General features: G+C 68.1%; 10 protein-coding genes. 3 read left to right on the plus strand and 7 right to left on the minus strand.

Going from position 1 to position 12,178, the window contains the following annotated elements; translation table 11 throughout:
- Window positions 1-26 precede the first annotated feature (26 nt).
- On the minus strand, window positions 27-923 hold the full coding sequence (locus ACFQS9_RS16090) for a 3-hydroxybutyryl-CoA dehydrogenase (RefSeq protein WP_378406353.1): 897 nt from the start codon (window positions 921-923) through the stop codon (window positions 27-29).
- A gap of 99 nt (window positions 924-1,022) precedes the next feature.
- Window positions 1,023-2,312, minus strand: a complete 1,290-nt coding sequence (aceA, locus tag ACFQS9_RS16095; protein ID WP_378406355.1) for an isocitrate lyase — start codon at window positions 2,310-2,312, stop codon at window positions 1,023-1,025.
- A 445-nt stretch (window positions 2,313-2,757) separates the two neighbouring features.
- On the opposite strand from aceA, the gene ACFQS9_RS16100 reads away from it, so the two are divergent.
- Window positions 2,758-3,672: an MBL fold metallo-hydrolase gene (locus tag ACFQS9_RS16100; protein WP_378406357.1), complete on the plus strand. Its 915-nt coding sequence runs from the start codon at window positions 2,758-2,760 to the stop codon at window positions 3,670-3,672.
- A 7-nt stretch (window positions 3,673-3,679) separates the two neighbouring features.
- On the opposite strand, the gene ACFQS9_RS16105 is transcribed toward ACFQS9_RS16100, so the two are convergent.
- From ACFQS9_RS16105 to ACFQS9_RS16125, 5 genes are all read right to left on the minus strand, one after another.
- Entirely contained in the window at window positions 3,680-4,396 is a 717-nt protein-coding gene (locus tag ACFQS9_RS16105; RefSeq protein ID WP_378406358.1) for an enoyl-CoA hydratase/isomerase family protein, read from the minus strand.
- A 38-nt stretch (window positions 4,397-4,434) separates the two neighbouring features.
- Window positions 4,435-5,619, minus strand: a complete 1,185-nt coding sequence (locus tag ACFQS9_RS16110) for an MFS transporter (RefSeq protein WP_378406360.1) — start codon at window positions 5,617-5,619, stop codon at window positions 4,435-4,437.
- Window positions 5,619-6,851, minus strand: a complete 1,233-nt coding sequence (locus ACFQS9_RS16115) for a cytochrome P450 (protein ID WP_378406362.1) — start codon at window positions 6,849-6,851, stop codon at window positions 5,619-5,621. The genes ACFQS9_RS16110 and ACFQS9_RS16115 overlap by 1 nt, the downstream gene beginning before the upstream one ends.
- 303 nt (window positions 6,852-7,154) lie before the next feature.
- Window positions 7,155-7,832 carry a hypothetical protein gene (locus ACFQS9_RS16120; protein ID WP_378406364.1) on the minus strand — a complete coding sequence of 226 codons (678 nt, stop codon included), beginning with the start codon at window positions 7,830-7,832 and terminating at the stop codon, window positions 7,155-7,157.
- 46 nt (window positions 7,833-7,878) lie between these two features.
- Complete coding sequence (locus tag ACFQS9_RS16125) at window positions 7,879-9,120, minus strand: lipase family protein (protein WP_378406366.1); 1,242 nt, start codon at window positions 9,118-9,120, stop codon at window positions 7,879-7,881.
- A 103-nt stretch (window positions 9,121-9,223) separates the two neighbouring features.
- Here ACFQS9_RS16125 and ramB point away from each other — a divergent pair, with 103 nt between their 5' ends.
- Both ramB and urtA read left to right on the plus strand, forming a co-directional pair.
- Window positions 9,224-10,636: an acetate metabolism transcriptional regulator RamB gene (gene ramB / locus ACFQS9_RS16130; protein WP_378406368.1), complete on the plus strand. Its 1,413-nt coding sequence runs from the start codon at window positions 9,224-9,226 to the stop codon at window positions 10,634-10,636.
- A 242-nt stretch (window positions 10,637-10,878) separates the two neighbouring features.
- On the plus strand, window positions 10,879-12,153 hold the full coding sequence (gene urtA / locus ACFQS9_RS16135) for an urea ABC transporter substrate-binding protein (RefSeq protein WP_378406370.1): 1,275 nt from the start codon (window positions 10,879-10,881) through the stop codon (window positions 12,151-12,153).
- Window positions 12,154-12,178 lie beyond the last annotated feature (25 nt).

Raw genomic sequence — 12,178 nt, forward strand, 5'->3', positions numbered from 1 at the left:
CCGAAGGTGCGTACTGGTGCAGCTACCTAGCTTGCTTTCTTCGTGCTCCGACCGTTGTCGCCGTATTCGTAGAAGCCCGCGCCGGACTTCTTGCCGACGAGACCGGCCTCGACCATGCGCAGCAGCAGCGGCGGCGCCGAGTAGAGCGGCTCCTTGAACTCCTCGTACATCGAGTCCGCGATCGACTTGACGGTGTCGAGGCCGACGAGGTCCGTCAGGGCCAGCGGGCCCATCGGGTGGTTGCAGCCGAGCACCATCGCGCGGTCCACGTCCTCCTTGGTCGCGAAACCGGACTCGACCATCCGGATCGCCGACAGCAAGTACGGCACCAGCAGCGCGTTGACCACGAAGCCGGAGCGGTCGGCCGACCGGACGACCTGCTTGCCGAGGACATCGCTGGCGAACTGCTCGGCCCGCTCGGAGACCGCCGCACTGGTCTTGAGGGTGGTGACCAGCTCGACGAGCGGCAGCACGGGCACCGGGTTGAAGAAGTGCATGCCGATCACGCGCTCGGGCGCCTTGGTGGCGATGCCCAGCTTCATGATCGGGATCGAGGAGGTGTTGGACGCCAGCACCGCATTCGGGTCCGTGACCACCTGGTCGAGCTCGGCGAAGATCGCGCTCTTGACCTTCTCGTCCTCGAGGACTGCCTCCACGACGAGCTGCCGGTCGGCGAAGTCGCCGAGGTCGGAGGTGAAGCGCAGCCGCCAGGCGGCCTGCTCCCGCTCGCGCTCGGTGATCTTGCCGCTGCTCACGCCGCGGTCCAGCGACCGCAGGATGCGGGCGCGGCCGGCCGCCGCGAGCTCGCGGGTCTGCTCGAACACCAGAACATCGACATGTGCGCGGGCGCACACCTCGGCGATTCCGGCGCCCATGATGCCTGCGCCGATCACGCCGACGCGCTGAATCTTTTCGCTGGTCACGTCAGCTCCTCATCGTCTAGTGGAGTCGTCCACACCGCGGGGCCCGGGCTGTGGGCCCCGCGGTGGGTGGGACGGGTCGTGCAGGTGAAGCGGGGGTTCCTAGTGGAACTGGCCCTCTTCGGTGGAGCCCTTCAGCGCCGCGGTGGACGTGTTGGGGTCGACCGTGGTGGCGATGCTGTCGAAGTAGCCGGCGCCAACCTCACGCTGGTGCTTGATGGCGGTGAAGCCACGCTCCTCGGCGGCCTTGAACTCGCGCTCCTGCAGGTCGACGAAGGCGGTCATGCCCTCGCGGGCGTAGCCGTGCGCCAGGTCGAACATGCCGTAGTTGAGCGAGTGGAAGCCGGCGAGGGTGATGAACTGGAACTTGAAGCCCATCGCGCCGAGCTCCTTCTGGAACTTCGCGATGGTCGCGTCGTCCAGGTGCGCCTTCCAGTTGAAGGACGGGGAGCAGTTGTAGGCCAGCAGCTGGTCCGGGAACTCGCTGCGGACGGACTCGGCGAACTTCTTGGCGACCTCGAGGTCCGGCACGCCGGTCTCCATCCAGATGAGGTCGGCGTACGGGGCGTAGGCCTTGGCACGGGCGATGCAGGGCTCGATGCCGTTCTTGACGCCGTAGAAGCCCTCGGCGGTGCGGGTGCCGTCCAGGAACGGGCGGTCACGCTCGTCCACGTCGGAGGTGAGCAGGGTGGCGGCCTCGGCGTCGGTGCGCGCGATGACGACCGTCGGGACGTCCGCGACGTCGGCCGCGAGACGCGCCGAGGTCAGGGTGCGGATGTGCTGCTGGGTCGGGATGAGCACCTTGCCACCGAGGTGGCCGCACTTCTTCTCCGACGCGAGCTGGTCCTCCCAGTGCGAACCGGCGACACCGGCCGCGATCATGGCCTTCTGCAGCTCGTACACGTTCAGGGCTCCACCGAAGCCGGCCTCGCCGTCCGCGACGATCGGGGCGAGCCAGTTGTCGACGGAGGTGTCGCCCTCGACCTTGGCGATCTCGTCGGCGCGGAGCAGCGCGTTGTTGATGCGACGCACGACCTGCGGCACCGAGTTGGCCGGGTAGAGGCTCTGGTCCGGGTAGGTGTGACCCGAGAGGTTCGCGTCACCGGCGACCTGCCAGCCGGAGAGGTAGATGGCCTTGAGGCCCGCGCGGACCTGCTGCACGGCCTGGTTGCCGGTGAGGGCGCCGAGGGAGTTGATGTAGTCCTCGTTGTTCACGAGGTCCCACAGGATCTCCGAGCCACGGCGGGCCAGGGTGGCCTCCTCGACGACGGAGCCCTGGAGCTTGACGACCTGCTCGGCCGTGTAGTTACGGGTGACGCCCTTCCAGCGGGGATTGGTGTCCCAATCCTGCTGGATCTCAGCTGCGGTCTTCGGGGTGCCGGTGGTCGACATCGAGGCTCCACTCTCTTGTATCTGCTGGTCCGGTACGGATGTACTGCTTCACATCCTTGCCAGGCCCTTCGTATGTACTTATCGAGAGTGACATACGCAAAAACTGCCGTCTACCTGTTGCTAATGCCAATCTTGGCTAGGTTTTCAACCGGGGTTGCTAACTTTGCAAAGTTCACACCGGCCAAGCGAACGCTTGGCTACCGACAAGTAGCTTGGAGATCTACCGGCAAGTAGGTTCCGACCTGCGGATTGTTCGGGGCACGCGAACCGCCGCGGTCACCCCGGCCCCCGGGCTCGGCGGAGGACCGCGCCGACGCCCGATCACGGTGGACCCGGCCCAGTTGTGAGGGCAATCACGTCGCACCGATGGTCGCCGACCGATTCGTTCGCACCCGTCGGGACGAAGTCCGCGCCCCGGGCTACGGCTCCGGTTAACGTTCCGGCCATGAGACTGCGGCTCGGGCGCCCCGACATCAACCGGTACGCGAATCGATTCGACCTCTCCCCGGCAACCGACGGGCTCGCGGTCACGTTTCTCGGCGTCGCGAGCCTGCTCATCGACGACGGCGCGTCCGCGCTCATGACCGACGGGTTCTTCACCAGGCCGGGCCTGCCGAGGGTGCTGCTGGGCAGGATCGCGCCCGACCCGGCCCGGATCGACGCCGCACTCTCCCGGGCAGCCGTCACCCGACTCGACGCGGTCATCCCGGTGCACACGCATTTCGACCACGCGTTGGACTCCGCGGTCGTCGCGGAACGGACCGGCGGGCTGCTCGTCGGTGGCGAGTCCACCGCCTCGATCGGCCGCGGGCACGGGCTGCCCGCCGATCGCATCGCGGTCGTCGCCGACGGGGCCGGCCTGCGGCTCGGCGGCTTCGAGGTCGCCATGATCGCGTCACACCACTGCCCGCCCGATCGCTACCCTGGCGAGATCACCGAGCCGGTCGTCCCGCCGACCCGGGTGTCGGCGTACCGGTGCGGCGAGGCCTGGTCGATCGTCGTCGGCCATCCGTCCTCCGGGCGGTCCCTGCTCGTACAGGGCAGCGCCGGGTACGTGCCCGGCGCGCTGGCCGGCAGGCGGGCCGAGGTGGCCTACCTCGGGGTGGGGCAGCTCGGCATCCAGTCCGAGAGGTACATCGAGGACTACTGGCGAGAGACCGTCCGCGAGGTCGGCGCCCGGCGCGCGGTGCTGATCCACTGGGACGACTTCTTCCGGCCGCTGTCGGAGCCGCTGCGCGCACTCCCCTACGCCGGCGACGACCTCGACCACACGATGACGGTGCTCAGCCGGCTGGCCGACGAGGACGGCGTGGCGCTGAGCTTCCCGACCGTCTTCGCCCGCGAGAACCCCTGGGCCTGACCGCGGCTCACCGCTCGGCGGTCACCGCCGCTTCCTGCGTCTCCAGGCTGGCCGACGGGATGCGGAGAGCGGCCACGGCACCCGCGTACAACGAGCTCTTGATCTCGCCGAGGGTGCGCCCGCGGGTGTGCACCAGGCCCTGAGCCCGGCCGACCGCGTTGGCGAGCACGTCGTCCCCGGCCGCGACCTCGTCGACGAGTCCGTGGGCCAGCGCCTCGGTCCCGCCGTAGCGGCGACCGCTCGTCAGCGCGGCGTGCGCCGCCCGCGCCGGCAGCCGCGCGGTCAGCAATTCGAGAACCCCCCGCGTGTAGCTGATGCCGACCGTGATGCCCGGCAGGCAGAAGAACCCCCGGTCGCCGCGCATCACCTGATGGTCGTGTGCGGTGGCCAGGATCGCCCCGCCGCCGAAGGTGTGGCCCGGCATCGCGGCGACGGTCGCCATCGGAAAGGTCAGCACCCGCGCGAAGAGCGCGTGCACGCGATCCATGTACGGATTGAGCTGCCTCATGTTCTGCGCGATCCAGGAGGTGTCGAGGCCGGTGGAATAGAACTTCCCGACCGCGGTGGTCACCAGGGCGGCCGGCCCCTGACTCGCTTCGACCTCGTCGAGCAGCGCCTCGACCTCGTCGAGCCATCGCGGATTGAACGCGTTCTCCTCGTCCCGTTCACCCTCGGTTCCGAGGTAGAGGACGAACACGTCTCCCGAGCGCTCCATGTAAGGCATGGCGAGACGATAGCGCCGGATCGCCGGCACCGCGGGGGTCAGACCGTGCTCCGCACCGGCGGCGTCCGGGCGGGCGCCGAAACCCGCATCACACCGACGGCCGTCACCGCCGCACTCACCGTGGCCGCGAGACCTGCTGTCACCGCGGCGCCGAGTGGCGCCAGCAGCGCGCCGGCGATCATGTAGCCGATCGGCATGCATACATTGGCGAGGGTCGCGCCCAGTCCGGCGACGCGCCCGAGCATCTCTTCGGGCACCTGCGTCGCCACGAGCACATCCGCCCAGACGCTGCCCAATCGGATCGCGGCGCCGACGAGCAGTGCCACCACGGCCATCACGGAAAACGGCGGATAGAGGCTCAATGCCACGAGGCCGACGCAGATCGCCCCCTGCGCCAGCAACGCCGACTGCGCCGGGCGAGAAGGAATCCGCTTTCCCAGCAGACTCGTGCCGACAATGCCACCGAGCGCGAACAGGGCCATGATGTAACCCTGAGCGCCCGCGAACCATCGCTCGATCGACCCCGCGTTGACGATCAGGAGCCAGGCCGGGACCGGTAGTGCTGTTTGTGCCGCGGACACCAGGATGACCGTCCGCAGCCAATGACTTTCCTTGACGTATCGGAAACCCTCACGCGTGTCCTCGACAAACCCCGTGGGTGGGTCGGTTCGCGTCGGACTCGGGGTGACCGCACGTGCGAAAGCGGCACCCACGGCAACGGTCGCGACGAGCAGAAGTGCCGACACCGTCGGTCCCGTCGCCGAGATCAGCAGCGCCGCTGCTGCGGGCGACACCACTTGCACGGTGAGGCTCAGCGAATGCCAGGTCGCCAGCTGACCGGCCCGAGCGTCGCGGGGAACCGAAAGATAGACCGCGGTTGTTGCGGCCGGCTGCGACAGCCCACTGCACACGCCCAGTGCGACCATGACGGGCAGAATCTGAGGTCCGCCCGCGAGCGCCGGAAGTACGGCGATCAGCGCACCACGACCAGCGTAGGTCGAGAGAATGATCGCCCGTTTGTCGAGCCGGTCCGCCAACGTGCCGGCAACAATTCCCGCGCCGAGAATTCCGACGCATCGAGCGCCGAAGGCCAGCGAGAGGAGCGCCGCACCTCCCCCGGCCGAAATAACCAGACCGGCCGTTATCACCACGATGGCGGAGTCCGCGACCGGGCCGGCGAGGAGAAAGGCAAACCCCAGTCTGTCCCGGAGTTTTCCGCGCATCACGCGCCTACCGGGACATAGAACCTCATAGAAAATCCCTCGGGGGTGAGGGTTCTGCGCTCGTTCACTTTCAGTTCGGCGCCCAACAGCTGAATTCGCATCGTGGAATTACGTACGATCTCACCCAAGACAGTCGACAGCTCCCGTTCCGCGAACTTCGCGCCCACACACCATCGCGGCCCGCCGCCGAACGGGATGAACTCGCCGCGCTGCGGCGCCGCGTCGATCCACCGCTCTGGCCTGAAGTCGCCACCGGTCGGCGCGAAGGTGGGCGATACCCGGTGGGTGACCCAGCTGGACACCATCACCACGCTGCCCTTCTTCATCTCCCAGTCCCCGAAACGGATGTCCTCGGCCGCGTCACGGCCCAGCATCCACGACGGAGGCCACAGGCGGAGCGTCTCCGACACCACGCGCGTGAGCGCGCTGGCACCGCCCTCACCTCGGAGTTGCTCTTGGACTGCGCTGCGTCCACCGAGCTCGACCATCCCCCACAGGATGGCTGCCGCCGGAACGCCATGGGCGGCCAGCAGTGTCGAAATAATCATTTGCACTACGTCTTTGGGCGGAAGATCGGCGCGCCGCAGGTCATCACACAATCCGTCCGAGCCCGGCGCCTGCACCAGCTTCGCCACGGCCGATTCCAGATTGCGGAGCGCCCTGCGGACTCGCAGATCGGAAGGCCGCCAGCGCAACCACCGGGGGAGGACGAACGGGCTCGCCGTGATCGGGAAGAGTGAATCGAGAAGTTCTTGTGCGAGAGCAGGGATCTCGTCAAAGTCTCGAGTTCCGAAGCAGTATCGACTGATGGACGCGGACGTGAGGATCTGCAAGGTGTCGATCAGTTCCCGATCGCCGACCGCCCTCCCCAGCCAACTCCGGACGATCGCGTGTGTGTCGTGTGCGAGTTCGACCTGGTGGTCCTCGAGACGATCACGCGAGGCCAATGCCGCGGATGCCGCCTTACGTGATTGCATCCACCGCTGCACCGACTCGGATCCGAGGTCGCCCGACACCTTGTTTCTGAGGAAGTTCTGTGTCGAGAGGAACTTGCGATTCGACCCGACAAGTACGTCGTGCACCTCGCGGTGACCCGACACGAGGAAGGTTCCCGGCCAGAGTTCGACGATCGGCCCGAGTTCCGCGGCGTCGAGCAGAAAGGCCAGCCGCCCGCGATCGTACGCTTCCGCTAATTCTGCTCTCGACGTCCCGAGCATTGGTGGCCGTGCCATTTACATCTCCTAATGAGAGTGCGGGCGGCCGATCAAATCGACCGCCCGCACTGTTGAGCATTGTCAGGACCATTCGTACATGCCCGGCGCTTTTCGCGGCACAAAGCCGACGAGCGCGGCGACGGTGAACTTGAATCGACGCATTTCCAATCCCTCCTTTCTATTCTCGATGTGACATGAATAGATTGAGCCATTGGCGCGGGGACCAGAAGCTACCCAAGGTGTGGGATCCACCCACCCACGGTGAAAAGCCCGTGCGGCGGCGGCCGCCCGGCGAGGTGAGGAGCTGGAAAGCGGGTTCGACTACGGCGCCCGGTGCCCGAAGGTCAGCGCCACGTCCCACGGCGAGACGCCCCAGGACTCAACGGCGGTGACCGCGAAGATCCCCGCGGCCTCGATGGTGTCCTCGGACGCGGGCGAGGACACCGACGTGCCCGGCCTGCCGTCCTCGGGCACCTCCGGCCAGACCCCGGTGTCCCGCGGCACCGGCGCCGTCTCGATCACCGACACCCGCTCCCCCTCGTCGGCGATGACCCCGAAGAAGCAGTACGGCTCGTGCGGCGCGTCCCAGCCGCCGAGCTCCACCACCCAGTACTCGTCGCGGGCGACGGCGGACGCCGCGGCGGCGGCGAGGAAGTGATCGAGGTCGGTCCAGGGGTTGCGCTCGGGGCGGACCGGCTCCCCGAGCCGGAACACCCGCGCCGAGATGTTCTCCGCGGACTCGGGGTAGCGTCCCTGCACCAGCAGGGTGCCGGCCTCGGCATCGAGGAGCACCGCCTCCCGGAACCGCTCGCCGGGCACCGAGGTACGCGCGATCAGTCCGCGTCCGAGCAGTTCGCTCAGCCCGTCCGGGTCGTCGACGCTCCACAGCACGCTGTCGCTGTCCGTCCAGGTACGCACCAGGCCACCCGAGACCGGGCTGATCATCGCGGTGGTCAGGGTCGCCCCGACCTCCAGGCCTCCCGGCGCGTCGTTCGTCATCGGCCCAGTGTCCCAGCCGGCCGCCACGCCCCTCACGCCGCCGGGCTCAGCGCCCGACACTGCTGCAGCCCGGCGACGCCGGCACCCCGGCGAGCCGGTCGTCGATCCACCGGTGCGCGATCGGTGCGCCGACCCCGGCCGCGGTGACGTGCTCGCCCGCGTACTCCTCCAGCCGCACCCACGCGCCACGCGCGCACCAGTCGTCGTAGAGCCGTTCCGCCCCTTCCCTCGGGATCCACGGATCCTGTTGTCCCTGATAGAGGAACACGGGCGCGGTCGGGGCCTGCCCGGCCATCCGGGTCTCGTCGAGCACGCGCTGAGCGACCGGATGGTTCACCACGTCGGGCACGTCCGACATGGCCTGCACGGGGATCGGCGCCACCACCCCGGGAGCCGCCAACTGCGCGAAGCAGAGGTCCTTCGCCAGCATCCCGAGCCGCCAGCCGTTGTCGTTGAAGAGCCCGAACAGCTCGGGGTATTCGCGCGCCAGCCCCAAGACCGCCGCCAACAGCACCGTGGACGCCCCGTTGCGCCCGTTCATCGACCCCAACAGGATCCGGTAGTCGGCGGGGGTGCCGCCGAACGCGGCGCCGACCAGGTTCAGCTCCGGCGCGTAGCTGGGCGCCAGCTTCGCGGCCCAGCCGGAGGCGATCGCGCCGCCGGAGTACCCGGTCACCGCGATCCGGGAGGACCGGGCCAGACCCAGCCCGGGGGTGTTCACCGCTGCCCGCAGGGCATCGAGCACGGCGTGACCGGCCATCCGCCCGGCGGCGTAGGCCTGCAGCGGGCCCTCGTGATCGGTCACAACCACGGCGTAGTTGCGGGCCAGGAATTCCTGCACCGCACCGATTTCCATCATTTCTCCGCGCGGCAGCGTCGAGGACGGCGCACAGGCCTGCCCGAGCGAGTCGATGGCCGTGTTGTACCCGACCACCGCGCGTGCGCCCGGCCCCGCCCACGGCGCGGTCGGCACGATGACGGTGGCCGCCACCGGAACCGGACGGTCGTGTGAATCCGCCGACCTGACCAGCAGCTGCGTGGACGTCACCGGGGTGCTGAGCCGCGCCACCGTCACCGCGCGGGTGTGCAGCACCGTTCCCGGTCGGGAGTTCTCGAACCCGGGCGGCGGCTCGAACCACGGGTCGCCCAGAGGTGCGGCCGCGAGGGATGCCGGAGTCCGCGCGGGCGCGGCAAGATCCGTGATCGGGTCCGCCCCGGCGGCGGCGCCGATCATGACCAATACCGACACGGCCGCGGCCACCAAGCCACGCCGACACAAGATGCCCATTGCTCGCACCCTTATTCGAACCCGATACACCAGGATAGAGCGTTGTAGCTAATGCTGCTAACCCTCTCTTGCGAAGATCTGTCGACCGTTTTAGCCTGGATGAGTGGCGAAAACCTACGTCGGCGCGCGACTGCGCCAGCTCCGCACCGAGCGGTCCATGAGCCAGGCCGCCCTGGCCCAGACGTTGGAGATCTCGGCGAGCTACCTCAACCAGATCGAGCACGACGTGCGGCCGCTCACCGTCCCCGTGCTGCTGCGGATCACCGAGGTCTTCGGGGTGGACACCACCTTCTTCTCCTCGCAGGACGACACCCGGCTGATCGCCGAGCTGCGGGAGGTCGCGCTCGACCAGGAGATGGGCATCGACTCCGACGCCCAGGAGATCGCGGAGATGGTGTCCGCGCACCCGAGCCTGGCCAAGGCCATCGTGAACATGCACCGCCGCTACCGCAACACCACGGCGCAGCTGGCCGCGGCGACGGAGGACCGGTACAGCGACGGCAGCGGCAGCGGCGCGATCACCATGCCGCACGAGGAGGTGCGGGACTACTTCTATCAACGGCAGAACTACCTGCACGAGCTGGACACCGCCGCCGAGGAGCTCACCGCGCGGATGCGATTCCACCGCGGCGACGTCGCCGGCGAGATCGCCCGGCGGCTCGAGAACGTGCACGACGTACAGATCGTGCAGCGGATCGACCTCGGCGAGGGCGTGCTGCACCGCTACGACCCCGAGTCCCGCGTGCTGGAGATCTCCCCGCACCTGTCCGGCGGGCAGAAGGTGTTCAAGTTCGCCGCCGAGCTGGCCTACCTCGAGTGCGGGGATCTGCTGAACAGGATGGTCGACGAGGGGAACTTCACCTCGGAGTCGTCCCGGTCGCTCGCCATCCTCGGGTTGGCCAACTACTTCGCCGCGGCAACGGTGCTGCCGTACACCCAGTTCCACGACATCGCCGAGGAATTCCGCTACGACATCGAGCGGCTGTCCGCCTTCTTCTCCCAGAGCTACGAGACCATCTGCCACCGGCTCTCCACCCTGCAGCGCCCGAAGCTCCGCGGCGTGCCGTTCTCGTTCGTCCGGGTCGATCGGGCGGGCAACATGTCGAAGCGGCAGTCCGCCACCGGCTTCCACTTCTCCTCCAGCGGCGGCACCTGCCCCCTGTGGAATGTGTACGAGACGTTCGGGTACCCCGGCAAGATCATGACCCAGATCGCGCAGATGCCGGACGGCCGCAGCTACCTGTGGGTGGCGCGCACTGTCGAGCGCCGGGCGGCCCGATACGGCCAGCCGGGCAAGACCTTTGCCATCGGCCTCGGCTGCGAGCTCCGGCACGCGCACCGCACCGTCTACGCGGACGGCCTCGACCTGGACAACGAGGCGGCCGCCACCCCGATCGGCGCCGGCTGCCGGGTGTGCGAGCGGATGAACTGCCCGCAGCGGGCCTTTCCCCCGCTCGGCAAGGAACTCGACATCAACGAGCACCGCAGCTCGGTGTCGCCCTACCTCATTCGCTGAACCCGCCCCTCACCCCCGCCGCCCGCCGAGCCGGCGAAACCGCCGCTCGGGCACTCCTGTTCACCTGCCTGTAATCCGGGACACAAACAAGTCACGCAGTGACATTCAGGCGCAACAACGCGCCCATATCGTCTGCGCTCACACGAATACAGCCCTGTATACGCATCGCGGATACAGGGCGTGTTCGGTGTGCGGCGCGCGCTGTCCGGGCGGCCGCCTCCCCGACGAAGGAAAGGCTGTACATGTCCGTTTCTCGTAGGACCACGATCACCAAGCGCGCCCTCGTTGCCCCGGCTGCCCTGGCCGCGGTCGGCCTGGTGCTCAGCGCGTGCGGCAGCAAGGCAGGCGACGACACCGCCGCGTCCGGCACGGCCGAATCCTGTGTGGACACCTCCGGCGACACCATCAAGGTGGGCTCGCTGAACTCGCTGTCCGGCACCATGGCGATCTCGGAGGTCACCGTCCGCGACTCCATCGCACTCGCCGTCGAGGAGATCAACAACTCCGGTGGCGTGCTGGGCAAGAAGATCGAGGTCGTCGCCGAGGACGGCGCCTCCGAGCCGACAGTGTTCGCGGAGAAGGCCGAGAAGCTGATCAGCAGTGACTGCGTCGCAGCGGTTTTCGGTGGCTGGACCTCCTCCAGCCGCAAGGCCATGCTGCCCGTGTTCGAGGACAAGAACTCCCTGCTCTACTACCCCGTCCAGTACGAGGGCCTCGAGGACTCCAAGAACATCTTCTACACCGGCGCCACCACCAACCAGCAGATCATCCCGGCCCTGGACTACCTGAAGCAGAAGGGCGTGAAGTCGCTCTACCTGGTCGGCAGCGACTACGTGTTCCCGCAGACCGCGAACCGCGAGATCAAGGCCTACGCCGCGGCCAACGGCATCGAGATCAAGGGCGAGGACTACACGCCGCTCGGCTCCACCGACTTCTCCACGATCGTCAACAAGGTCCGGTCCGCGGACGCCGACGCCGTGTTCAACACGCTCAACGGCGATTCCAATGTGGCGTTCTTCCGCGAGTACACCAACGCCGGTCTCAAGGCCGCCGACATGCCCGTCGTCTCGGTCTCGATCGCCGAGGAGGAGGTGGCAGGCATCGGTGCGCAGAACATCGCGGGCCAGCTCACCGCGTGGAACTACTACCAGACGGTCGACAGCCCGGAGAACAAGAAGTTCGTCGACGCCTACAAGGCCAAGTACGGCGCCACCAAGCCCACCTCGGATCCGATGGAGGCCGCCTACACGTCGGTCTATCTGTGGAAGAACACGGCGGAGAAGGCCAACTCCTTCGCGGTCGCGGACATCCAGAACGCCGCGGACGGAGTCACTTTCAACGCCCCCGAGGGACTCGTGACGATCGACGGCGACAACCACCACATCACCAAGACCGCCCGTATCGGCGAGATCCGCCCCGACGGCCTCATCTACACCGTGTGGGACTCGGGCAGCCCGATCGAGCCCGACCCGTACCTGACCACCTACCCGTGGGCCGAGAGCCTGGCCAGCAAGTAGCCGACCCGAGCAGCCGACGACAGAG

The organism is Rhodococcus daqingensis, assembly GCF_042665615.1.
GTDB lineage: Bacteria > Actinomycetota > Actinomycetes > Mycobacteriales > Mycobacteriaceae > Rhodococcus_G > Rhodococcus_G daqingensis.

Bases quoted from the DNA above. Each gene is read 5' to 3' on its own strand.
- aceA (WP_378406355.1), bottom strand. From the start codon at position 2,312: ATGTCGACCACCGGCACCCCGAAGACCGCAGCTGAGATCCAGCAGGAT.
- ACFQS9_RS16100 (WP_378406357.1), top strand. From the start codon at position 2,758: ATGAGACTGCGGCTCGGGCGCCCCGACATCAACCGGTACGCGAATCGA.
- ACFQS9_RS16105 (WP_378406358.1), bottom strand. From the start codon at position 4,396: ATGCCTTACATGGAGCGCTCGGGAGACGTGTTCGTCCTCTACCTCGGA.
- ACFQS9_RS16110 (WP_378406360.1), bottom strand. From the start codon at position 5,619: ATGCGCGGAAAACTCCGGGACAGACTGGGGTTTGCCTTTCTCCTCGCC.
- ACFQS9_RS16115 (WP_378406362.1), bottom strand. From the start codon at position 6,851: ATGGCACGGCCACCAATGCTCGGGACGTCGAGAGCAGAATTAGCGGAA.
- ACFQS9_RS16120 (WP_378406364.1), bottom strand. From the start codon at position 7,832: ATGACGAACGACGCGCCGGGAGGCCTGGAGGTCGGGGCGACCCTGACC.
- ACFQS9_RS16125 (WP_378406366.1), bottom strand. From the start codon at position 9,120: ATGGGCATCTTGTGTCGGCGTGGCTTGGTGGCCGCGGCCGTGTCGGTA.
- urtA (WP_378406370.1), top strand. From the start codon at position 10,879: ATGTCCGTTTCTCGTAGGACCACGATCACCAAGCGCGCCCTCGTTGCC.